Origin of the sequence: Streptomyces sp. NPDC049541 (assembly GCF_044465725.1) — a bacterium.
Classification (GTDB): domain Bacteria; phylum Actinomycetota; class Actinomycetes; order Streptomycetales; family Streptomycetaceae; genus Streptomyces.
Genome location: NZ_JBITLY010000002.1, coordinates 183329 through 205699, shown reverse-complemented (window position 1 = coordinate 205699; position 22371 = coordinate 183329). Strand labels below are relative to the sequence as shown.

Sequence of the window (22371 nt, the reverse complement as noted above, 5' to 3'; positions counted from 1 at the left end):
ACGGCATGACTGAAGAGACCCTCACCGAGACCCTCCCCCCGATCCGGCACTGGCCGGCCCTCGACCTGACCGGCGTCGACTTCGATCCGGTGCTGGCCGAGCTGATGCGTGAGGGCCCCGTCACCCGCATCCAGCTGCCCAACGGCGAGGGCTGGGCCTGGCTGGTCACGCGCTACGACGACGTGCGCATGGTGACCAACGACCCCCGCTTCAGCCGTGAGGCGGTGATGGACCAGCCGGTCACCCGGCTCGCCCCGCACTTCATCCCGCAGCGCGGCGCGGTCGGCTTCCTCGATCCGCCGGACCACACCAGGCTGCGCCGCTCGGTGGCCGCCGCGTTCACCGCCAAGGGCGTGGAGCGGGTGCGCGAGCGGTCGCGGCGGCTGCTGGACGAACTGGTCGACGAGCTGCTGCAGGACGGCCCGCCGGCGGACCTCACCGCGACCGTCCTCACCCCCTTCCCCATCGCGGTGATCTGCGAGCTGATGGGCGTCCCGGCCGCCGACCGGCACGGCATGCACACCTGGACCCAGCTGATCCTGTCCTCCTCGCACGGCGCGAAGGTCAGCGAGAAGGCCAAGAACGAGATGGGCGCCTACTTCGCCGACCTCATCGGGCTCCGGGAGGGCAGCTCCGGCGAGGACGTGACGTCCCTGCTCGGTGCCGCCGTCGGCCGCGAGGAGATCACCCTCGAGGAGGCCGTGGGCCTTGCCGTGCTCCTGCAGATCGGCGGCGAGGCGGTCACCAACAACAGCGGTCAGATGTTCTACCTCCTGCTGACCCGCCCCGACCTGGCCGCGCGCCTGCGCGCGGAGCCGGAGATCCGCCCCCAGGCCATCGACGAGCTGCTGCGTTACATCCCGCACCGCAACGCGGTCGGACTCTCGCGCATCGCGATGCAGGACGTGGAGATCAGAGGGGTACGGATCCGCGCGGGCGACCCGGTCTACGTCTCCTACCTGGCCGCCAACCGCGACCCGGACGTCTTCCCGGACCCGGAGACGATCGACTTCACCCGCGCCCCGAACCCCCACGTGTCGTTCGGCTTCGGCCCGCACTACTGCCCGGGCGGCATGCTGGCCCGGCTGGAGTCGCAGCTGCTCGTCGACGCGCTGCTGGACCGGGTGCCGGGCCTGAGGCTCGCCGTACCGCCCGGCCAGGTGCCGTTCAAGAAGGGGGCGTTGATCCGCGGTCCCGAAGCACTGCCGGTCACCTGGTGAGCAGCCGGTGACGGCGACGGAGGGACTGCTGGTACCGCCGGGCCACGGCCGGGTCGTGGAGACGCCGGCCCAGCGCGTGACGTTCAAGGTGACCGGCACGCACTCGCGCACGGCCTCCACCTTCGAGGTGGAGGTACCGCCCGGCTTCGACGTCGGCGCCCATGTGCACACGCGAAGCGAGGAGTTGTTCTACGTGCTCGAAGGCGAACTGGACGTCCTCGCCTTCGAGCCGCGGGTCCGGACCCCGGACAACTGGCAGCGCTGGGAGTCGAGTTCGGGGAACCGCGTGGTACGGGCCACCCCGGGCACGGTCATCGTCGTACCGCCGGGGTGCCCGCACGCGTTCGCCAACCCGACGGACACCCCGGCGAAGATGTTCTTCCAGGCGTCTCCGCCGCCCGATCACGAGCGGTACTTCGAGGAACTGCTGGAGATCCTCGGGACCGGAGGACCGCCGGATCACGAGGCCATCGAAGAACTGCGCAGCCGCTACGACATCGAGCAGCTGACGCCCCTGCGACATCGCTGAGCGTCCCCGCACTCCGGTCCGTCGCCACGCCCCGCCCGTCGCGCACGGGCGGGGTTTCGTGCGTGCGCCCTTGTCGGAGCCCTGGCCTCCGCGGATGCTGCCGTCCTCAACCAGGGGTGGACTTCGGGGGGTTGCTGTGAAGTGTCCGTCTGACGGCAGTGTGAACATCGAGAAGGTGTCACACCGCTGGAGGTCGCTGGCGGGAGACGCGGAGGCGAAGGAAGAGCTCGCACCGCCGGATGTGGTGGAGGCAAGGTACTTCGCCGTGCTGGCGGTGATCGCGGCGGGAATCTGGGTGATGGTGTCGGGCGGCGTCCTGCTCGGGCTGCTGGTGGCGGCGGGCGGTCTGGTGTGGGGGGTGATCATGTCACGGGAGCTGGCCGAAACGGTGGTGGCCCGCAACCGCTGGGCTCATGAGGTGATCTGCCTTACCTGCCTGCACAGGTGGGTGCCGTAGCCGCACATGTCACGGGCCCCCGGCCGATCTCGGCCGGGGGCCCGTGGACAGCACCGGCAGCGCTACCGGATCGGCATCCCGGACAGCGTGCGCGCGATCACGAGCCGCTGGATCTCACTCGTACCCTCGAAGATCGTGTAGATCGCGGCGTCCCGGTGCATCCGCTCGACCGGGTACTCCCGCGTATAACCATTCCCGCCAAGAATCTGCACCGCCTGCGCGGTCACCTTCTTCGCGGTCTCGCTGGCGAACAGCTTCGACATGGACCCCTCGGCAGCGGTGAACTGCTTGCCGTTGACGGCCATCCACGAGGCACGCCACACCAGCAGACGAGCAGCGTCGATCGAGGTACGCATGTCCGCGAGCTGGAAGGCGACACCCTGGTTGTCGATGATCGGCCGCCCGAACTGCTCGCGCGTCTTGGCGTAGTCGAGAGCGACCTCGTACGCGGCCCGGGCGGTACCGACCGCCATCGCACCGACCGCCGGACGCGAGGCTTCGAACGTGGCCATGGCGGCGTTCTTCACGCGCTCGCCGTTGCCCGCCTTCGCCCGCTCCCGGGCCCGGGCGAGGCGCTCGTCGAGCTTCTCCTTGCCGCCGAGCAGGCAGGAGCCGGGCACCCGGACGTTCTCCAGGACGACCTCGGCGGTGTGCGACGCGCGGATGCCGTGCTTCTTGAACTTCTGCCCCTGGGACAGGCCCGGCGTGTTCGGCGGGACGATGAAGGAGGCGTGGCCCTTGGAGCCGAGCTCCGGGTCGACGACCGCGACCACGACATGGACGTTGGCGATACCGCCGTTGGTCGCCCAGGTCTTGGTGCCGTTGAGCACCCACTCGTCCTTGGCCTCGTCGTACACGGCACGCGTACGCATGGAGGCCACGTCCGAACCGGCGTCGGGCTCGGAGGAGCAGAACGCGGCGACCTTGACATCGTCCACATCGCCGTACATCTGCGGGATCCAGGTGCCGATCTGTTCCTCGGTTCCGTTGGCGAGAACGCCCACGGCGGCGAGCCCGGTGCCTACGATCGACAGGGCGATGCCCGCGTCGCCCCAGAACAGCTCCTCCATGGCCATCGGAATGCCCAGGCCGGTGGGGTCGAAGTACTGCTGGGCGTAGAAGTCGAGGGAGTAGATGCCAACCTTCGCGGCCTCCTGGATGACCGGCCAGGGAGTCTCCTCACGCTCGTCCCATTCGGCGGCCGCAGGGCGGATGACGTCGGCGGCGAAGCCGTGCAGCCAGTCCCGGACCTCCTTCTGTTCGTCGTTGAGCTCCATGGTGAACTCGGCCATGTCCCCTCCAGCGGCGGTGGTGCTCTTGCATGTTACTAGCGGTAACTCCAGTGTGTTACTCGCGGGTAGGGAAAGTCAACTCCTGCTGACGGCAGGGACGGGTCGGCAGCCCGTTCGATGCAGGGGCCATGTTGAGTGTTAGTTTGCGCCAGGCGTCACCGAATAAGCACGGGTGGGGAGAGCTCATGGACACCACGCAGCGGACCGAGCAGCAGCGGTCCGCCGACCGACGTCGGCGCGAGTTGCTGGAGGCCGCGGACAGAGTGGTGCTGCGCGACGGACCGCAGGCCTCGATGAACGCCATAGCCGCGGAGGCCGGCATCACCAAGCCGATCCTGTACCGGCACTTCGGCGACAAGAGCGGACTGTACGCCGCACTGGCCAAGCGGCACACCGACGCGCTGCTGAACTCGCTCCGCGCGGCGCTGGACGCCCCGGCGGACCGACGGGAGCGGGTCGAGGCCACCCTCGACACCTACCTCGCGGCGATCGAGGCACGTCCGCAGGTGTACCGGTTCCTGATGCATCCGGCGGAGGGCAGCCCCGGCGGGGAGCAGGGCTTCGACGTCGGCAAGCATTCGATTCCGCTGCTCCGTCGGATGGGCGAGGAGTTGGCGCAGGTCATCGAGGACCGGCTGGATCTCGGGCCCGGAGGGCAGCAGCTGGCTCGGGTGTGGGGGCACGGGATAGTCGGCATGATGCATGCCGCCGGGGACTGGTGGCTGGGGGAACGGCCTTGTTCTCGGGGGGAGTTGGTGCGGAGCCTTGCCGATCTGCTGTGGGGGCGGCTGGCTGCGGCCGGCGACAGGATAGGCGGGCCGGGGTTCTGAGAGTTGCGTTTCGGCTGCGGGTGAGTGGGGGCTTGTCGCGCCCACGCGGCGGAGCCGCAGATCGACACAACCCCCGCGCCCCTGACTGCCCGTGAGCTCACCGGCGCCAAGTTGCTCGCGTCACCTGGCGCATCAGGCGGCGGTGGCGCCGGCCCGTCAGGTGGTCCGCGTACACCGTTCCTTCCAAGTGGTCGCACTCGTGCTGCAGGCACCTGGCGAAGAAACCCGTCCCGTGGACGGTGACCGGCTCTCCCGTCACCGTGAACCCCTCGACCACCGCATGGTCGTAGCGCTCTGTCCCCGCCTCCAGACCCGGCAGGGACAGACAGCCCTCCGGGCCGCGTACGACCACGCCGTCCTTCTCGACGAGTCGGGGGTTCACCACGTGCCCGACGTGGCGGACGTCCTCGTCGTCGGGGCAGTCGTACACGAAGACGCGCAAAGGTTCGCCGATCTGGTTCGCTGCCAGGCCGACGCCCTGCGCCGCGTACATCGTCGCGAACAGGTTCTCCACGAGAGCGGCTAGTCCGGGCCCGAAGTCAGCGACCTCCTCGCACGGAGTGTGCAGGACCGGGTCCCCGAGCAGGGTGAGGGGCCGGACACGCCCTCGGGCGCCCGGAATGGAGCTGTTTCGCATGGCCGTCAGGGTACGGCGGTTCGGGACTGTGAATGGATCTCGATAGGCTGAGGTCCACACCACGTTGCCGTCAGGCAGAGGCGCGGCGCGTACGCAAGGAGGATCGAGAACTCATGGCAGGCAACTCGGACCCGCTCACGCCGCGGGCCAAGCTGGCCGTGACCGCGGGCAAGGCGGTCGCGGCGGCATCGCGCGCCGCGGGGCGCGGGAGCGGTTCGGTGATCGGTGGCCGGGTGGCGCTCAAGCTCGACCCGGACCTCCTCGCGCGGCTCGCCCAGAACCTGGACGTCACCCTGGTCTCGGCCACCAACGGCAAGACCACCACCACCCGGCTGATCGCCGAGGCGCTGCGCGCCGCGGGCCCGGTCGTCTCCAACGCGCTCGGCGCCAACATGCCGGCCGGTATCACCTCGGCCCTCGCGGGCAGCTCGGACGCCCGGTTCGGGGTCATCGAGGTCGACGAGAAGTACCTCGCCGGGGTCGCCCGGGACACCGACCCGAAGTGCATCGCGCTGCTGAACCTCTCCCGCGACCAGCTCGACCGCGCCGCGGAGACCCGCATGCTCGCGGAGAACTGGCGCGAGGGCCTTGCCGGGTCGAAGGCGGTCATCGTCGCCAACGCCGACGACCCGCTGGTCGTGTGGGCCGCGTCCTCCTCCCCCAATGTGATCTGGGTCGCCGCCGGGCAGATGTGGAAGGACGACGCCTGGTCCTGCCCGTCCTGCGGTGGTGTGATGCAGCGCCCGGGCGACGACTGGTTCTGCGGTGAGTGCGGTTTCCGCCGGCCCACGCCGAGCTGGGCGCTCTCCGGGGACCACGTCCTCGACCCGCACGGGTCCGCGTGGCCCATCCATCTGCAGCTGCCCGGGCGGGCGAACAAGGCGAACGCGGCCAGCTCCGCCGCCGTGGCCGCCGTCTTCGGTGTGCCGCCGCAGGTCGCCCTGGAACGCATGTACCAGGTGCAGGCCGTCGCCGGACGCTACGACGTGGTGCAGTTCCAGCAGCGCGACCTGAGGCTGCTGCTGGCGAAGAACCCTGCGGGCTGGCTCGAAACGTTCAGCCTGATCGATCCTCCGCCCACCCCGGTGATCCTCTCCGTGAACGCGCGCAGCGCCGACGGCACCGACACCTCCTGGCTGTGGGACGTCGACTACACGCGCCTGTCCGGCCACCCGATCTGCGTGATCGGCGACCGGAAGCTGGACCTCGCGGTACGTCTGGAGGTCGCGAACCAGCACTTCCAGGTCTGCGACGACCTCGACCAGGCGGTCCAGATGAGCCCGCCGGGGCGGATCGAGGTCATCGCCAACTACACCGCCTTCCAGGACCTGCGCCGCCGCGTCGGCAACTGACACAGGGGACTTTTGTGAGCGACAACCAACTGCGGGTCGTCTGGATCTACCCCGACCTGCTCAGCACGTACGGCGACCAGGGCAACGTCCTCGTCGTGGAGCGCCGGGCCCGGCAGCGCGGCCTCGACGTGGCACGCCTGGACGTGCGCAGCGACCAGGCGATCCCGACCTCCGGGGACATCTACCTGATCGGCGGCGGCGAGGACCGCCCGCAGCGGCTCGCGGCCGAGCGGCTGCGCCGCGACGGCGGACTGCACCGGGCCGTGGAGAACGGCGCGATCGTCTTCTCCGTCTGCGCCGGCTACCAGATCCTCGGCCACGAGTTCATCAACGACCTCGGCCAGCGCGAACCCGGCCTCGGGCTCCTTGACGTGGTCTCGGTACGGGGTGAGGGCGACCGCTGCGTCGGAGACGTGCTCGCGGACATCGACCCGCGGCTCGGGCTGCCCCCGCTGACCGGCTTCGAGAACCACCAGGGCGTCACCCACCTGGGCCCGACGGCCCGCCCGTTCGCCAAGGTCAAGCTGGGCAACGGCAACGGCACGGGGGACGGCACGGAGGGCGCGTTCAACGACACCGTCTTCGGTACGTACATGCACGGACCGGTGCTGGCGCGGAACCCGCTGATCGCCGACCTGCTGCTGAAGCTGGCGCTCGATGTGAACGCGCTGCCCCCGACCGACGACCGCTGGTACGAGGCCCTGCGCAACGAGCGCATCGCGGCAGCCCAGCAGCCTGCCTGACACCTGGCCGCAAGGTCGGCTCGACCAGCCCGTCTGACGCCCCGTCCGCACAGGTGAGCGGGGTCGTCCAGCAGGCGGACGCACGGTGCGATCCCGCCCCCTTCTGCCGCTAGGGTGGCGGGGTTCGTGCCGGACGACGTGGTCCGGTCCCGGCCCACGTTGAGAAGGTTCTTTCGGGCTATGCGCATTGGTGTCCTCACGTCCGGCGGCGACTGCCCCGGCCTGAACGCCGTCATCCGGTCCGTCGTGCACCGCGCCGTCGTCGACCACGGCGACGAGGTCATCGGCTTCCGGGACGGCTGGAAAGGTCTCCTGGAGTGCGACTACCTCAAGCTCGACCTCGACGCGGTGGGTGGCATCCTGGCCCGCGGCGGCACCATTCTCGGCTCCTCCCGGGTCCAGCCCTCGCATCTGCGCGACGGGGTGGAGCGGGCCAAGGGCCATGTCGAGGAGCTCGGCCTCGACGCGATCATTCCCATCGGCGGTGAGGGCACGCTGAAGGCGGCCCGGCTGATGTACGACAGCGGGCTGCCGATCGTCGGCGTCCCGAAGACCATCGACAACGACATCGCGGTCACGGACGTCACCTTCGGCTTCGACACGGCCGTCGGCGTCGCGACCGAGGCCCTGGACCGGCTCAAGACCACCGCCGAGTCCCACCAGCGCGTCCTGGTCGTGGAGGTCATGGGACGGCACACCGGCTGGATCGCACTGCACTCCGGCATGGCGGCCGGCGCGCACGCCATCGTCGTCCCCGAACGGCCCTTCGACATCGAGGAGTTGGCCAGGCGGGTCGGCGAGCGGTTCGAGGCCGGCAAGCGCTTCGCGATCGTCGTGGCGGCGGAGGGCGCCAAGCCGAAGGCCGGGTCCATGGAGTTCGACGAGGGCGGCAAGGACATCTACGGCCACGAGCGCTTCGCCGGGATCGCCCGTCAGCTCTCCATCGAGCTGGAGGAGCGCCTCGGCAAGGAGGCCCGGCCGGTCATCCTGGGGCACGTCCAGCGCGGCGGCACGCCGACGGCGTACGACCGTGTGCTCGCCACCCGCTTCGGCTGGCACGCGGTGGAGGCGGTGCACCGGGGTGAGTTCGGCAAGATGACCGCGCTGCGGGGGACCGACATCGTGATGGTCCCTCTGGCGGAGGCCGTCGAGACGCTGAAGACGGTTCCCGCCGAGCGGTACGACGAAGCGGAGTGCGTGCTTTAGCCGTGCGGCGGGTGCGGATCGTGTGTGGCTGGCCGCGCCCACGCGGCGGAGCCGCACATCGATACAGCCCCGCGCCCCTCAGCAGGTTGCAGCCGACCCCGGTCACGGACGTGGCCGGGGTCGGTCATACCCTGGTTCGGACAACTAGCACAACCCCCACGAATCAGGAGCCGTTGGATGGATCACAGCGGGCACGGCATGACCATGGATCTGCCGCCGTTCACGCTGGGGCGGGGTCTTCAGTGGTCGGCGGACCCGTTCTTCCTCGTGGCCTGCGTGGTGGGGCTCGGACTGTACGCGTACGGGGTGGTGCGGCTGCGGCGGCGCGGTGACACGTGGTCGGCGGCGCGGACGGTGTCGTTCGTCCTCGGTGTGCTGACCATCGGGCTCGTGATGTGCACGAACCTCAACGACTACGGCATGGTCATGTTCAGCGTGCACATGGTGCAGCACATGGTCATCAGCATGCTGTCGCCGATCCTGATCCTGCTCGGCGCGCCCGTCACGCTCGCCCTGCGCGCACTGCCGACGGCGGGCAACGGCCGCAAGGGGCCGCGCGAGCTGCTGCTGATGCTGCTGCACAGCCGGTACATGCGGATCATCACGCATCCCGCGTTCACCATTCCGCTGTTCATCGCGAGCCTGTACGCGCTGTACTTCACACCGATCTTCGACTTCCTGATGGGCTCCAAGGCGGGGCACATCGCGATGATGGTGCACTTCCTCGCCGTGGGCGTCGTGTTCTTCTGGCCGATCATCGGGGTGGACCCCGGGCCGCAGCGGCCGGGTTATCTGATGCGGATGCTGGAGCTGTTCGCGGGCATGCCGTTCCACGCGTTCTTCGGCATCGCGCTGATGATGGCGTCGACGCCGATGGTGGAGACGTTCAAGAACCCGCCCGCCTCGCTCGGCATCGAGGCGCTCTCCGACCAGACCGCGGCCGGCGGTATCGCCTGGGCGTTCAGCGAGATCCCCTCCGTGCTGGTGCTGATCGCCCTGCTGTTCCAGTGGTACGGCTCCGAGCAGCGGCAGGCCAGGCGCAAGGACCGGGCCGCCGACCGTGACGGCGACAAGGAACTCGAGGCATACAACGCCTATTTGGCCTCATTGAACGCACGCGGGCATTGAGGGCCTCGCCATTCGGAAGAATTCAGTAGCATGAAGTGCATTGGGGGAACCGCCGGGGGGAGCGGTGATGACACTTCGCGCATTTATGCAAGGGGCCGGGAAATCGGCGATTCGCAGGCTCGCCGTCCTGCTCGTTTTCGTACTGGCGCTCAGCGGCTGTGATCGAAGTACGCCGCTGCTCGTGGTGAAGGCGGTGGCCGCGGGAGTTCCCTCTCTCGCGCCTTTCTTCGACGAGGGCAGCGGACTGGGCCGCGACGCCGCGATCAGGCCACAGGCGGTGCAGGGGAGTCTGCAGCAGGGTGACACGCCCGGTCTGTACGGGGGCACGCGGCAGCCGACCATCTGCGACATCAAGCAGCTCAAGGAATTCCTCACGGACCCCGGGAATCATCAGAAGGCACAGGCGTGGGCGACCGCGCTGGGCATCACCACGGATGAGATCCCGGGATACCTGGACCGGCTCACTCCAGTTCTCCTGCGTCACGACACGCTCGTGCAGAATCACGACTACAAGAAGGGAAAGGCTGTTCCCTTCGACTCCCTGCTGCAGGCGGGAATCGCCGTACTCGCCGATGAACAGGGACTTCCGGCTGTGAAGTGCTCGTGCGGAAATCCGCTGCGTCCCTTCACGGGTGACACGAACAGGATTTCGGTCAAGTTCGGGGACGGGAACAAGAAGTGGCCGGGATATCAGCGTTCCTCCGTGGTGGCCGTGCAGCCGGCGCCCCGGAAAATGCAGCGGCTCGTTCTGGTCGACGTCGGCGATCCCGCCCGCGGCATCGACCGGCCGGTCGGCACCACGGGGGCACAGGACAAGACCTTCGACACGCGCAGGGAACGGGCCGTGCCCCGGCTCACCGGGACGACGTTCGGGGACGCGAGCCGACTGCTGGCCGACGCGGGGCTCGCGGTCGGGTACGACGGAACGGCGCGACCGCCCGCCGACGCACGGGTGACGGCGTCTGACCCGCCGGCCGGGAGCAGGCTGGGGTTCGGGGCGTACGTGACGCTGAGCGTGGCCGGGGCGACGTCCCACGAGGCGACCGCTCCCCCACCGCCCTCGACGTCCGGGCCGTCCACCGCGCCGCCGTCCTCGCCGTCGTCGTCCCGGTCGTCACCAGGGTCCCCGTCATCGCCGTCGTCGCCGTCGGGCAGCGCTCCCGGGTCGTCGTCCCCCGCACCGTCGTCGAGTGCGCCGCCCGGTTCCAAGGCGCCCCCGTCGAGTGCGCCGCCCAGTTCGCCGCCGCCGGGGACCGGTTCGCCCGCGACGACCGCCGCCCCGGTCACCAGCAGCGCCCCACCGCCCAGCAAGCCGGCGACGAGCAGCGCGCCCGCGCCGAGCGCTCCGGTCACCACGAGCGCTCCGGCCACCGGCGGGCCGGTGAGCAGCGCGCCTGCCACGAGTGAGCCCGCGAGCTCCGGGCCCGCCTCGACCGCGATCACGTAGCGCCTCCGCAGAACCCGGGAGTCACCGGATGTATTCAGGATCACCTACGTCGGGAGTGGGCCGGGTCATCGCCGGCCGTTATCTGCTGCTGAACCGGCTGGGCAGCGGGGGCATGGGCCATGTGTGGCTCGCCCACGACCAGAGACTCGCCTGCGAGGTCGCGCTCAAGGAGATCGTGTTCCGGGACCCGGACCCGACCGGGGACGAGCGGGAGGCCCGGGTCGCGCGGGCGCGCGCGGAGGCCCGGCACGCGGCGGGGCTGCGCGGCCATCCGCATGTGGTGACGGTGCACGACGTGCTGGAGCACGAGGGGCTGCCCTGGATCGTCATGGAGTACGTGGCGGGCGCCGTCGACCTCAAGGAGCTGGTCGAGACGCGCGGCCCACTCGCGCCCGCGGAGTGCGCCCGTATCGGGCTGGCCGTGCTGGACGCGCTGACCGCCGGGCACGAGCGGGGCGTCATGCACCGGGACGTGAAACCGGCGAACATCCTGCTCGCCCCGGACCGCTCAGGGGCACCGTACGGGCGCATCCTGCTCACCGACTACGGCATCTCGGTGCAGCCGGACGCCGACGAGACGCGGTACACGCTGGCGTCCGTGCTGGTGGGGACGTCGGGCTATCTGGCGCCGGAACGGGCCACGGGCGGGCCGCCGACCCCGGCCGCCGACCTGTTCTCGCTGGGCTGCACGCTCTACCACGGCGTCGAGGGCCACGGCCCCTTCGAGCGCGAGTCGCATCTCGCCGAGGTCACCGCGGTGGTCATGGAGGAGCCGCGTCCGGCCGTGCGCGCCGGTGCGCTGGGCCCCGTACTGCAGGCGCTGCTGGTGAAGGATCCGGGGCGGCGGCCGTCCGCGCCGGAGGCCGAGGCGGCGCTGTCGCGGATCGTCACACCGCAGGCCGAGGCGTATGCCCGTACGCAGACCGACCCGGGTTCGCAGCCGCCGTGGACCGGGGTGGCAGGTGCCCCCGTGTCCCGTCCCGCCCACCGTCGCCGTGAGCTCCCTCGGGCGCTGCGGGCCGCCCTCGCCGTCTCGCTAGGTCTGCTACTGGCCCTCGGCGGGGTCTGGTACGCCATGGCGCACCAGAAGAGCGGCGGTGACGGGGCGGCCTCGCCGTACGGTTCGGCCGTGGGGCTTCCCGCGCCGCTCAAGGACGGGGAGTGCGTGCTCGCGGACTGGCCGGGCGACCGTTTCCAGGGGGTGCCGCGGCTGACGCCGGATCCGTCCTGCCGGGACCAGGCCCCCGACGGGCAGGTGATGGCGTTTGTGCCGGCCGGGTCCGCCGACGAGGCGCGCAAGCTGGGGCCGGCCCGGTGCGAGGAGCGGACGCAGGAGATCCGGGAGCGGCTGGCGGACGTCCGCAGCCTCGCCGTCGTACCGACCGGCTCAGGGTTCGAGGCCGCGGGACGGCGTACCGCCTGTGTGGTGCTGGGCGCGCACGGGCCGGTGTACGGGCCGCTCGGCGATCGGCGCAAGGTCGGCTCGGACTTCACCGACACGGCGAACATGCAGCGCCGTGACTGCCTGCAGACCCGTTCCAACCGGGACGCCCGGCTGGTGTCCTGCAGTGGCCCGCACGACGAGCAGGTGCTCGGTTTCACCCGGCTGGGCGAGGACGTCACGCTCACCGAGGCCCGTACGCGGTCGGACGCGGCCTGCGCGAAGGACGTGCCGCCGCGGGACTACGGCTTCGACCCGTCGGTGTACACCGCCGGTTCCTGGAGCAGCCAGGGCGCCTGGAAGTCGGGCACGCATTTCGTCGTCTGCACCGTACGGAAGCAGAACGGGGGCACCATGGAGGGGGACGAATCCTGAGGAGGGTGTTGCGATGCCCGGTTCTACGGACGGTTCTACGAAGGCGATGGGGGCGATCACGGTCGGCGGCCTGGTCGTGGTGACCGCCTACACGGTGGCCCTCGGCTCCAACGGCTGGCTGTGGTTCGGCTGGGTCGTGCTGGGTCTGCTCACCCTCGGGATGGTCGCCTCCCGCAGCACGTGACGCATCCGCGGCACGTGCCGTTCATTCCTCGCTCAGCCGCCCGGCCGAGTGCACCCCCGGCTGGTATTTCGGCAGCCGGGCGGTGATCTTCATGCCCGCTCCCACAGCGGTCTCGATGACGAGCCCGTAGTCGTCGCCATAGACCTGGCGCAGGCGGTCGTCGACGTTGGACAGTCCGATACCGCTTGAGGGGCTGACCTCGCCGGCGAGGATGCGGCGCAGCAGGCCGGGGTCCATACCTGCGCCGTCGTCCTCGATGACGACCAGGGCCTCGGCGCCGGCGTCCTGCGCGGTGATGCTGATGTGGCTCTTGCCTACGGGCGCCGTTTTCCCCTCCAGGCCGTGCTTGACGGCGTTCTCGACGAGCGGCTGCAGGCACAGGAAGGGCAGGGCGACCGGGAGGACCTCGGGGGCGATCTGCAGGGTGACGGAGAGGCGGTCGCCGAAGCGTGCCCGCACCAGCGCCAGGTAGTGGTCGATGGCGTGCAGTTCGTCGGCGAGGGTGGTGAAGTCGCCGTGCCTGCGGAACGAGTAGCGGGTGAAGTCGGCGAACTCCAGGAGGAGTTCGCGGGCACGCTCGGGGTCGGTGCGGACGAAGCTGGCTATCACCGCGAGCGAGTTGAAGATGAAGTGCGGGGAGATCTGGGCCCTGAGCGCCTTGATCTCGGCCTCGATCAGACGGGTGCGGGACTGGTCGAGATCGGCCAGTTCCAGCTGGACGCTCACCCAGCGGGCGACCTCCCCGGCGGCCCGGACCAGGACGGCGGACTCGCGGGGCGCGCAGGCGACAAGCGCGCCGTGCACGCGGTCGTCGACGGTGAGGGGGGCGACGACCGCCCAGCGCACCCGGCAGTCCGGGTCGGGGCACTTGAGGCGGAAGGCCTCGCCGCGGCCGGTCTCCAGCGGTCCGGCGAGGCGTTCCATGATCTCGCCTCGGTGGTGGCCGCCGACGCCGTCCCAGACCAGGACCTCCTTCTGGTCCGTCAGACACAGGGCGTCCGTGCCGAGGAGGGTGCGCAGCCGACGCGCGGACTTGCGGGCCGTCTCCTCCGTCAGCCCGGCCCGTAGCGGGGGTGCGGCCAGGGAGGCGGTGTGCAGGGTCTGGAAGGTGGCGTGCTCGACCGGGGTGCCGAGGCCGCCGAGGCTCTCGGGGCGTGCCGTGCGCCGGCCGAGCCAGAACCCGGCGGCCAGCAGCGGCAGGACGGCCACGCACAGCCCGGCGAGGAATCCGCTCATGCCTTCACCTCCGCGCGCAGTTCCTCCGGCAGATGGAACCGCGCCAGGATCGCCTCGGTCCCGCCCGGCACACGGCCCGGGGTGGCCAAGGACACCAGCACCATGGTGAGGAAGCCCAGCGGAACCGACCAGAGGGCGGGCCAGGCCAGTAAGGCGTGCAGCGAGCCCGTGCCCGGGAAGCCGGCCATCGTCGCGGCCACCGCCAGGAACGCCGAACCGCCGCCGATCAGCATCCCGGCGGCCGCGCCCGGCGGGGTCAGCCTGCGCCACCAGATGCCGAGGACGAGCAGCGGGCAGAAGGACGACGCGGACACCGCGAAGGCCAGCCCGACGGCGTCGGCGACGGGAAGCCCGCCGACGATGACGCTGGCGGCGAGCGGCACCGCCATGGAGAGCACCGTGCCGAGCCTGAAGTGCCGTACGCCGCGTGTCGGCAGGACGTCCTGGGTGAGCACTCCCGCGACGGCCACGGTCAGCCCGGAGGCCGTGGACAGGAACGCGGCGAAGGCGCCGCCCGCCACCAGCGCACCCAGCAGGTCGCCGCCGACGCCGCCGATCATGCGGTCGGGCAGCAGCAGGACGGCGGCGTCCGCATCGCCGGTGAGGGTGAGTTCGGGGGTGTAGAGGCGGCCCAGGGCGCCGTACAGGGGCGGCAGGAGGTAGAAGGCGCCGATCAGTCCGAGCACGGCGACAGTGGTGCGGCGGGCGGCGACGCCGTGCGGGCTGGTGTAGAAGCGGACGACGACGTGCGGCAGGCCCATGGTGCCGAGGAAGGTGGCGAGGATCAGCCCGTACGTGGCGTACAGCGGGCGTTCCTCGCGGCTCGAGGCCAGCGAGGTGGACATGCCGCCGTTGGTGCCGCGGTCAGCGGTCGGGACGGTGGTGCCCCTGGCGAAGGTCAGCCGGGTGCCGCGCTCGATGTGGTGGGTGCCGGAGGGGAGTCGGATCCGTGCGCCGTCGTGGGTGCGGCCGTCGACCGTGCCGGTCACGGTGACGGTCAGCGGCCGGTGCAGCTTCAGGTCGAGGCTGTCGTCGACGCGTACGACGCGCTGCTCGCGGAAGGTCGCCGGCTCCTCGAAGGCGTGGCGGGGCGCGCCGTCACCCTGCCAGGCGAGGACCAGGAAAAGGCCGGGCACCAGCAGGGCGGTGAGCTTGAGCCAGTACTGGAAGGCCTGCACGAAGGTGATGCTGCGCATCCCGCCGGCAGCGACGGTGGCGACCACGACGACGGCCACGATCAGCCCGCCGAGCGAGCCGGGGGCGCCCGTCAGCACCGTCAGCGTCAGCCCCGCGCCCTGGAGTTGGGGCAGCAGATACAGCCAGCCGACGCCGACGACGAACCCCCCGGCCAGCCGCCGTACCGCCTGCGAGGCCAGCCGGGCCTCGGCGAAGTCGGGCAGTGTGTAGGCGCCGGAGCGGCGCAGCGGGGCGGCGACGAACAGCAGCAGGACCAGATAGCCGGCGGTGTAGCCGACCGGGTACCAGAGCATGTCGGGGCCCTGGACCAGGACCAGTCCCGCGATGCCCAGGAAGGAGGCGGCGGAGAGGTACTCGCCGCTGATGGCGGCCGCGTTGAGGCGGGGGCCGACGGTGCGGGAGGCGACGTAGAAGTCGGAGGTGGTACGGGAGATGCGCAGGCCGAAGGCGCCGACCAGGACGGTCGCCACGACCACCAGGGCCACCGCGGGGACGGCGTAGTTCGAGTTCATCGGTCTTCGACGAGGCGCACGAAGTCCCGTTCGTTGCGCTCGGCGCGCCGGACGTACCACAGGGCGAGCAGGACCATGGGGGCGTAGAGGCAGAAGCCGAGGATCAGCCACTGCAGGCGGCGGGCGTCCGGTGTGGCGGCGAAGACCAGGGGAAGCGGGCCGATCAGCAGACCGAGGAACGCGAACACCGCGAGGGCGGCGCGTAGTTGGGTGCGCATGAGGGAGCGGACGTAGGTGTGGCCGAGGGTGGTCTGCTCGTCGATCTCGGTGCGCGGGCGGTAGTAGCCGGAGGCATGGGGGTACCGCCCGCGCGAGCGGAGCCGAGCGTGGGGGAGGGTGCGGCGCGGTGGGCCGGTGACGACGACGCGGCGCTCCGCGGGGTCCTGGTGGGGCACGGCTACGGCCTCCTCATCAGCAGGTCCCGCAGTTCGCGGGCATGGCGGCGGCTGACCTGCAGTTCCTCGGTGCCGACCAGGACGCTCACCGTGCCCGCGTCCAGGCGCAGTTCGCCCACGTGGCGCAGGGCGACCAGGTGGCGGCGGTGGATGCGGACGAAGCCGCGGGAGCGCCAGCGTTCCTCCAGGGTGGACAGCGGGATCCGTACGAGGTGGCTGCCCCTGTCGGTGTGCAGACGGGCGTAGTCGCCCTGGGCCTCGACGTGGGTGATGTCGTCGACGGCGACGAAGCGGGTCACACCGCCGAGTTCGACCGGGATCTGGTCGGGGTCGGGCTCGTGCACGGGGATGCGCGGGGGGTTGCCGGTGAGTTCGGCGGCGCGGCGGACGGCCTCCGCGAGGCGTTCCTTGCGGACGGGCTTGAGGACGTAGTCGACGGCCTTGAGGTCGAAGGCCTGTACGGCGAAGTCCTCGTGGGCGGTGACGAACACGACCAGCGGCGGATCGGCGAAGCCGGTCAGCAGCCGGGCCAGGTCGAGTCCGTCGAGCCCTGGCATGTGGATGTCGAGGAAGACGACGTCGATGGCCTCGGGGCCGCCCGGACCGGACTGGAGCGCCCGGTTGATGCGGCGCAGCGCCTCGGTCGCGTCCCCTGCGCCCTCCGCGCTGCCGATGCGCGGGTCCGCGTTCAGCAGATACAGCAGTTCCTCCAGCGAGGGGCGTTCGTCGTCGACGGCGAGGGCGCGCAGCATGAACCCGGAGTGTAGGTGGAATCCGCGCCTGTGGACATGTGCGGTGGCGCGGACGTTCGTGCTGGATACAGTGCCGACATGAACAGCAGGCCGGCGCCCTTCGACGAGCTCGACCGGAAGATCATCACCGCGTTGATGGCGAACGCCAGGACCAGCTTCGCCGAGATCGGTGCGGCCGTCGGGCTGTCGTCGACGGCGGTCAAGCGGCGGGTGGACCGGCTGCGCGAGACGGGCGTGATCACCGGGTTCACGGCCACGGTGCAGCCTGCGGCGCTCGGCTGGCGCACGGAGGCGTACGTCGAGGTGTACTGCGAGGGCGCGGCCCCGCCCCGGCGGCTCGCGGAGGTGGTCCGCAACCATCCGGAGATCACGGCGGCGATGACGGTGACCGGTGGCGCGGACGCGCTGCTGCACGTACGGGCGCGGGACGTGGAGCACTTCGAGGAGGTGCTGGAACGCATCCGCGTGGAGCCCTTCATCCGCAAGACGATCAGCGTGATGGTGCTGTCCCATCTGCTCCCGGAGAGCCCGGAGGCGGGCGCCACCCAACCGGCTCCCGAATGCTGAGTCATTCCGGGGGATGACCCCCGGGCCCCCAGCAGAAAAGCAGGTCAGCAGCGGCGGCCGGAGCGAACACAGGGACGCAAGCCGAATAAACGCCCGAACACGCAGCATCGCTGCGCAGAACCGACCGAAGACGCAGCATTCCTGCGCGGACACGCAATTCTCCTTCCTTGTGGCGCTGCTCCGTCACTTCCTACCTTGGTGTCAACCCACCCTCGACACCGCAGGAAGCGGAGGAACCCCTCTGTGTCCGAATCCCGTGTGCCGCGCCGGCGGCGCTTCCTCGTCTGCGAACCCAGACATTTCGCCGTGCAGTACGCGATCAACCCCTGGATGCAACCCGACGTCCGCGTCGACGTGGACCTGGCCCAGGAGCAGTGGCAGACGCTGATCGGCGCCTACCGGGCCCATGGCCACACCGTCGACACCCTGGAGCCGGCCCCCGGTCTCCCGGACATGGTCTTCGCCGCGAACTCGGCGGTCGTCGTGGACGGCCGTGTCTTCGGCTCCCTCTTCCACGCGCCCGAGCGGCGCCCGGAGTCCACCCACTACGACACCTGGTTCAAGGCGGCCGGCTTCGACGTCCACCGACCCGAGGCCGTCTGCGAGGGCGAGGGCGACCTGGTCTGGACGGGCCGCTACGTCCTGGCCGGCACCGGGTTCCGTACGACCCGCGAGGCGCACCGCGAGGTGCAGGAGTTCTTCGGCCACCCGGTGATCAGCCTGACGCTGGTGGACCCGCGCTTCTACCACCTGGACACCGCGCTGTTCGTCCTGGACGACGACAACATCTCCTACTACCCGGAGGCGTTCTCCCCGGGCAGCCGCGAGGTCCTGGCCCGGCTGTATCCGGACGCGGTGCTCGCCACCCTGGACGACGCGCTGGCCTTCGGCCTCAACTCCGTCTCCGACGGCCGCAACGTCTTCATCGCGCCCCAGGCCGAGTCCCTCGCCGGCGCTCTCGCCGACCGCGGTTATGTCCCCGTACCCGTCGACCTGTCCGAGTTCCGCAAGGCAGGCGGCGGCATCAAGTGCTGCACCCAGGAGATCCGTTCATGACCGCTCCCGTGACCACGCGTTCGTCCGCCGACCTCATCCGCGCCGAGGAACCGGTCCTGGCGCACAACTACCACCCGCTGCCCGTGGTCGTCGCCCGCGCCGAGGGCACCTGGGTGGAGGACGTCGAGGGCCGCCGCTACCTCGACATGCTGGCCGGCTACTCGGCCCTCAACTTCGGCCACCGTCACCCGGCGCTCGTCCAGGCGGCCCACGACCAGCTGGACCGCCTCACGCTCACTTCGCGCGCCTTCCACAACGACAGGCTCGCCGAGTTCGCCGAGCGGCTGGCCGGGCTGACCGGCCTGGACATGGTGCTGCCGATGAACACGGGCGCCGAGGCCGTCGAGTCCGGCATCAAGGTGGCCCGCAAGTGGGCGTACGAGGTCAAGGGCGTCCCCGCCGACCGGGCGACGATCGTGGTGGCGGCGGAGAACTTCCACGGCCGTACGACGACGATCGTCAGCTTCTCCACGGACGAGACCGCACGGGCGGGCTTCGGCCCCTTCACGCCGGGCTTCCGGATCGTGCCGTACAACGACCTGGCGGCGCTGGAGGCGGCGGTCGACGAGACGACGGCCGCGGTGCTGATCGAGCCCATCCAGGGCGAGGCGGGGGTCGTCATCCCCGACGAGGGCTATCTGAGCGGGGTGCGCGAGCTGACCCGCCGCAAAGGCTGTCTGTTCATCGCGGACGAGATCCAGTCAGGCCTCGGCCGCACCGGCCGCACGCTCGCCGTCGAGCACGAGGGTGTCGCCCCGGACGTCCTGCTGCTGGGCAAGGCGCTGGGCGGCGGCATCGTCCCGGTCTCCGCGGTGGTCGCCCGCCGGGACGTGCTCGGCGTACTGCGTCCGGGTGAGCACGGCTCGACGTTCGGCGGCAACCCGCTCGCGGCAGCGGTCGGCACGGCCGTCGTGGACCTGCTGGAGACGGGCGAGTACCAGCGCCGGGCGGCCGAGCTGGGCGTGGTGTTGCGCGGGGGGCTGGCCGCCCTGCTCGGCAAGGGTGTCGCCGGCTTCCGCGCCCGCGGCCTGTGGGCGGGTGTCGACATCGACCCGGCCATCGGCACCGGCCGCGAGATCAGCGAACGCCTCCAGCGCGAGGGGGTCCTGGTCAAGGACACCCATGGCTCCACCATCCGGCTGGCGCCGCCGCTGACGATCACCGGCGAGGAGCTGGAGTCCGCGCTCGGGGCGCTGGAGAAGGTCCTGGGTTCCTGACCGGGGCGGGGAGCGGCCGGACCCCGCTCCCCGTTTTCTCTGCGTCCTCACCGGTTGCCCGGAGGGTGAAGATGGGGACAAGAGGTGGTAGACCACTCTCAGCGACAGAGAGGTCGGCCGTGGGCACTGACGAGGAGCAGGACCTTGCCCGGCAGCGGTTCGACGTGGCCGATGCCGCGCCTCTGCTGCTTGACGCCCAGGGCGTGGTGACCAGCTGGACCCGGGACGCCCGGCGGCTGCTGGACTACACCGCCTCCGAGGTGGTCGGCACCCCGGTGACCGGCCTGCTGGCCGCGGAGGATGCCGCACGGGTGCCCGAGGTGGCCGAGCGGTGCCGCCGGGAAGGCGGCTGGGCCGGGCTGCTGACCGCCCGGCACAAGGACGGGCACCAGGTCCGGGTGATGGTCCGGATCACCCCGGCGGTGGGGCCGGGCGGTGGGGCGCAGTGGCTGGTGCTGCTCTCCGACATGGCCGGGGCACGCGGCTGGGACATGAGCCGTGCGGTGCTGGAGCAGATGGTGACCGGCTCCCCCGTCGGCATAGCGGTCGTGGACGCGGATCTGCGGTGCGTCTGGTCGAACGCGGCCCTGGAGCGGTTCGGCGGCGGCTCCCCCGCGGAGCGGCTGGGACGACGGCTGGCGGAGATCCAGCCGGGCATCGACTCCGAGGGCATCGAGGCACAGATGCAGCGCGTGCTGGAGACCGGGCAGCCGGTGGTCGGCTACGAGCACGTCGGCCATGTGCGATCCGCGCCGCTCCGGGAGACGGCACACATGATGTCGTTCACCCGCCTCGAGGACGACCACGGCCATCCGATGGGCGTCTACTACACGGTCGTCGACATCACCGAGCGGCACCGCGCCCGGCAGCGGCTGGCCCTGCTCGACCGGGCCGGCGAGCAGATCGGCCGCAGCCTGGACATCGTGCGGACCGCACAGGAACTGGCCGACGTGGCCGTGCCGGGCTGCGCCGACTTCGTCTGCGTCGACCTGCTGGAGTGGGTGCTGCGCGGCGCGGAGCCCCCGGCCGGACCGCTCAGCCCCACGGAGGCGGTGCCGCTGCGGCGGGCCGGGCACCAGTCGGTGAACCCGGGCGTCCCCGAAGCCGTCGTGGAGATCGGCGCGGTGGCCGCCTATCTGCCCGTATCGCCCCCGATCCGCTCCCTGGCCACCGGCCTGTCCTGGCGCGAGGAGCGGCTCGACCCGCTGGCCCGGGAGTGGGCCACCGACCTGCCCGGCGACCGGACGGCCACGTTCCTTGAGTTGGGGCTGCACACGGTGATGGTCGTGCCGGTCCGCGCCCGGGGCGTCACCCTCGGCGTCACCACGTTCTTCCGGCGCCGGCGTCAGGAGCCCTTCGACGAGGACGACCTCAGCCTGGCCGAGGACCTGGTCTCCCGGGCCGCGGTCTGCGTGGACAACGCCCGCCGCTACGCCCGCGAACGCAATGCCGCGCTGGTGCTGCAGCGCAGCCTGCTCCCGCGCCGGCTGCCCGAACAGGACGCCGTGGAAGTGGCCGCCTGCTACCGGCCGGCCGACGAGCTGACCGGCCTGGGCGGCGACTGGTACGACCTCATCCCGCTGTCCGGCGCCCGCGTGGCGCTCGTCGTGGGTGAGGTGCCGGGGCACGGCATCGACGCGGCCGCGGCCATGGGGCGCCTGCGAACCGCCGTACGCACCCTGGCGGCGCTGGATCTGCCGCCCGAGGAGGTCCTTGCGCACCTGGACGACCTGGCCGCACTGACCGGGCGCGAGGAGGGCGGCGACCCGGACGCTCCGGAGGACGTCGACGTGCAGGTCGCGGGGTCCGGCTGTGTCTACGTCATGTACGACCCCGTCGACGGACAGTGCACGATGGCCGCGGCCGGCCACCCCGCGCCCGCCGTCGTGCTGCCCGACGGCACCGTCAGCTTCGTGGACCTGCCGCAGGGACCACCGCTCGGCGTGGGCGGGCGGCCCTTCGAGGCGGTGGAGCTGGTGCTCGCCGAGGGCAGCACGCTCGCCCTGCACACCGACGGGCTGCTGGCCCGCGAGGGCGACGACCGGCCGGCCGGCGCGGACCGCGACCGACTGCGCCGGGCCCTGGAACGGATGGCGACCCCGCTCGACCTGCGCTGCCGGGCCGTGGTCGACGCGCTGATCCCGGACCGCCCGGACGACGACGTGGCCCTGCTGATGGCCCGCACCAGGCTGCTGGGCGCCGACCAGGTCGCCGACTGGGACCTGCCCGCCGACCCGGCCGTCGTCGCCGACGCCCGCAAGGAAGCCGCCCGGCAGCTGACCGAGTGGGGCCTGGAGGAGCTGGCCTTCACCACGGAACTCGTGGTCAGCGAGCTGGTCACCAACGCCATCCGGCACGCCGAAGGCCCCATCCGGCTCCGCCTGATCAGGGAACGCGCCCTGATCTGCGAGGTCTCCGACGGCGGCGCCACCGCCCCCCATCTGCGCCATCCGCGCACCACCGACGAGGGCGGCCGCGGGCTGCTGCTGGTCTCGCAGTTCACCCAGCGCTGGGGCACCCGCTTCGTCCCCGAGGGGAAGGTCATCTGGGCCGAGCAGTCCCTGACGGATCCCCCGGCCTGACACACCGGTACCGCAC

The 22371-nt window shown here is 71.3% G+C and carries 21 protein-coding genes; 15 read left to right on the top strand and 6 right to left on the bottom strand.

Going from position 1 to position 22371, the window contains the following annotated elements:
* Window positions 1–5: 5 nt before the first annotated feature.
* The 3 genes from ACIBW9_RS08150 to ACIBW9_RS08140 all read left to right on the top strand — a co-directional run bounded on the left by ACIBW9_RS08150 (window position 6) and on the right by ACIBW9_RS08140 (window position 2206).
* A complete protein-coding gene (locus tag ACIBW9_RS08150; RefSeq protein WP_398952481.1) occupies window positions 6–1220 on the top strand; it encodes a cytochrome P450 in 1215 nt (404 codons plus the stop codon).
* A 7-nt stretch (window positions 1221–1227) separates the two neighbouring features.
* Window positions 1228–1749: a cupin domain-containing protein gene (locus ACIBW9_RS08145; RefSeq protein ID WP_398952479.1), complete on the top strand. Its 522-nt coding sequence runs from the start codon at window positions 1228–1230 to the stop codon at window positions 1747–1749.
* A 175-nt stretch (window positions 1750–1924) separates the two neighbouring features.
* Complete coding sequence (locus ACIBW9_RS08140; RefSeq protein WP_398952477.1) at window positions 1925–2206, top strand: hypothetical protein; 282 nt, start codon at window positions 1925–1927, stop codon at window positions 2204–2206.
* Between the two features lie 62 nt (window positions 2207–2268).
* On the opposite strand, the gene ACIBW9_RS08135 is transcribed toward ACIBW9_RS08140, so the two are convergent.
* Window positions 2269–3498 carry an acyl-CoA dehydrogenase family protein gene (locus ACIBW9_RS08135; RefSeq protein WP_398952475.1) on the bottom strand — a complete coding sequence of 410 codons (1230 nt, stop codon included), beginning with the start codon at window positions 3496–3498 and terminating at the stop codon, window positions 2269–2271.
* Window positions 3499–3683: 185 nt separating this feature from the next.
* On the opposite strand from ACIBW9_RS08135, the gene ACIBW9_RS08130 reads away from it, so the two are divergent.
* Window positions 3684–4328, top strand: a complete 645-nt coding sequence (locus ACIBW9_RS08130; protein WP_115914117.1) for a TetR/AcrR family transcriptional regulator — start codon at window positions 3684–3686, stop codon at window positions 4326–4328.
* 97 nt (window positions 4329–4425) lie between these two features.
* Here ACIBW9_RS08130 and def read toward each other — a convergent pair whose 3' ends face one another.
* A complete protein-coding gene (gene def, locus ACIBW9_RS08125) occupies window positions 4426–4965 on the bottom strand; it encodes a peptide deformylase (RefSeq protein WP_398952472.1) in 540 nt (179 codons plus the stop codon).
* A gap of 113 nt (window positions 4966–5078) precedes the next feature.
* On the opposite strand from def, the gene ACIBW9_RS08120 reads away from it, so the two are divergent.
* The 7 genes from ACIBW9_RS08120 to ACIBW9_RS08090 all read left to right on the top strand — a co-directional run bounded on the left by ACIBW9_RS08120 (window position 5079) and on the right by ACIBW9_RS08090 (window position 12841).
* Window positions 5079–6317, top strand: a complete 1239-nt coding sequence (locus ACIBW9_RS08120) for a MurT ligase domain-containing protein (protein ID WP_344399303.1) — start codon at window positions 5079–5081, stop codon at window positions 6315–6317.
* Between the two features lie 14 nt (window positions 6318–6331).
* Window positions 6332–7060, top strand: a complete 729-nt coding sequence (locus tag ACIBW9_RS08115) for a type 1 glutamine amidotransferase (protein WP_398952470.1) — start codon at window positions 6332–6334, stop codon at window positions 7058–7060.
* Between the two features lie 180 nt (window positions 7061–7240).
* Window positions 7241–8266, top strand: a complete 1026-nt coding sequence (locus tag ACIBW9_RS08110; protein WP_398952468.1) for a 6-phosphofructokinase — start codon at window positions 7241–7243, stop codon at window positions 8264–8266.
* A 177-nt stretch (window positions 8267–8443) separates the two neighbouring features.
* Window positions 8444–9394 (top strand): cytochrome c oxidase assembly protein, encoded by a 951-nt coding sequence (locus tag ACIBW9_RS08105; protein WP_398952466.1) that lies wholly within the window; start codon window positions 8444–8446, stop codon window positions 9392–9394.
* A gap of 67 nt (window positions 9395–9461) precedes the next feature.
* Complete coding sequence (locus ACIBW9_RS08100) at window positions 9462–10841, top strand: DUF6777 domain-containing protein (RefSeq protein ID WP_398952464.1); 1380 nt, start codon at window positions 9462–9464, stop codon at window positions 10839–10841.
* 28 nt (window positions 10842–10869) lie between these two features.
* Window positions 10870–12657, top strand: a complete 1788-nt coding sequence (locus tag ACIBW9_RS08095; RefSeq protein WP_398952462.1) for a protein kinase — start codon at window positions 10870–10872, stop codon at window positions 12655–12657.
* 13 nt (window positions 12658–12670) lie between these two features.
* Window positions 12671–12841: a hypothetical protein gene (locus ACIBW9_RS08090; protein ID WP_030928253.1), complete on the top strand. Its 171-nt coding sequence runs from the start codon at window positions 12671–12673 to the stop codon at window positions 12839–12841.
* Between the two features lie 21 nt (window positions 12842–12862).
* Here the strand turns inward: ACIBW9_RS08090 and ACIBW9_RS08085 are convergent, their stop codons facing one another.
* The 4 genes from ACIBW9_RS08085 to ACIBW9_RS08070 are packed head-to-tail and all read right to left on the bottom strand — an operon-like array spanning window position 12863 to window position 16933.
* Window positions 12863–14077 carry a sensor histidine kinase gene (locus ACIBW9_RS08085; protein WP_398952460.1) on the bottom strand — a complete coding sequence of 405 codons (1215 nt, stop codon included), beginning with the start codon at window positions 14075–14077 and terminating at the stop codon, window positions 12863–12865.
* On the bottom strand, window positions 14074–15786 hold the full coding sequence (locus ACIBW9_RS08080) for a cation acetate symporter (protein ID WP_398952458.1): 1713 nt from the start codon (window positions 15784–15786) through the stop codon (window positions 14074–14076). Before ACIBW9_RS08080 ends, ACIBW9_RS08085 begins: the two co-directional genes overlap by 4 nt.
* Window positions 15783–16181: a hypothetical protein gene (locus tag ACIBW9_RS08075; protein WP_398952456.1), complete on the bottom strand. Its 399-nt coding sequence runs from the start codon at window positions 16179–16181 to the stop codon at window positions 15783–15785. The genes ACIBW9_RS08080 and ACIBW9_RS08075 overlap by 4 nt, the downstream gene beginning before the upstream one ends.
* A 2-nt stretch (window positions 16182–16183) precedes the next feature.
* The gene (locus ACIBW9_RS08070; RefSeq protein ID WP_398952454.1) at window positions 16184–16933 is read right to left on the bottom strand and encodes a LytR/AlgR family response regulator transcription factor; all 750 of its coding nucleotides are present in this window, start codon (window positions 16931–16933) and stop codon (window positions 16184–16186) included.
* A 78-nt stretch (window positions 16934–17011) separates the two neighbouring features.
* Between ACIBW9_RS08070 and ACIBW9_RS08065 the strand changes: the two genes are divergently transcribed.
* From ACIBW9_RS08065 to ACIBW9_RS08050, 4 genes are all read left to right on the top strand, one after another.
* Entirely contained in the window at window positions 17012–17500 is a 489-nt protein-coding gene (locus tag ACIBW9_RS08065; RefSeq protein WP_398952452.1) for an Lrp/AsnC family transcriptional regulator, read from the top strand.
* Between the two features lie 243 nt (window positions 17501–17743).
* The gene (ddaH, locus tag ACIBW9_RS08060) at window positions 17744–18556 is read left to right on the top strand and encodes a dimethylargininase (RefSeq protein ID WP_398952450.1); all 813 of its coding nucleotides are present in this window, start codon (window positions 17744–17746) and stop codon (window positions 18554–18556) included.
* Window positions 18553–19773 carry an ornithine--oxo-acid transaminase gene (gene rocD / locus ACIBW9_RS08055; RefSeq protein ID WP_398952448.1) on the top strand — a complete coding sequence of 407 codons (1221 nt, stop codon included), beginning with the start codon at window positions 18553–18555 and terminating at the stop codon, window positions 19771–19773. The genes ddaH and rocD overlap by 4 nt, the downstream gene beginning before the upstream one ends.
* Window positions 19774–19892: 119 nt before the next feature.
* Window positions 19893–22355 carry a SpoIIE family protein phosphatase gene (locus ACIBW9_RS08050; RefSeq protein ID WP_398952446.1) on the top strand — a complete coding sequence of 821 codons (2463 nt, stop codon included), beginning with the start codon at window positions 19893–19895 and terminating at the stop codon, window positions 22353–22355.
* The last annotated feature ends 16 nt before the right edge of the window (window positions 22356–22371 follow it).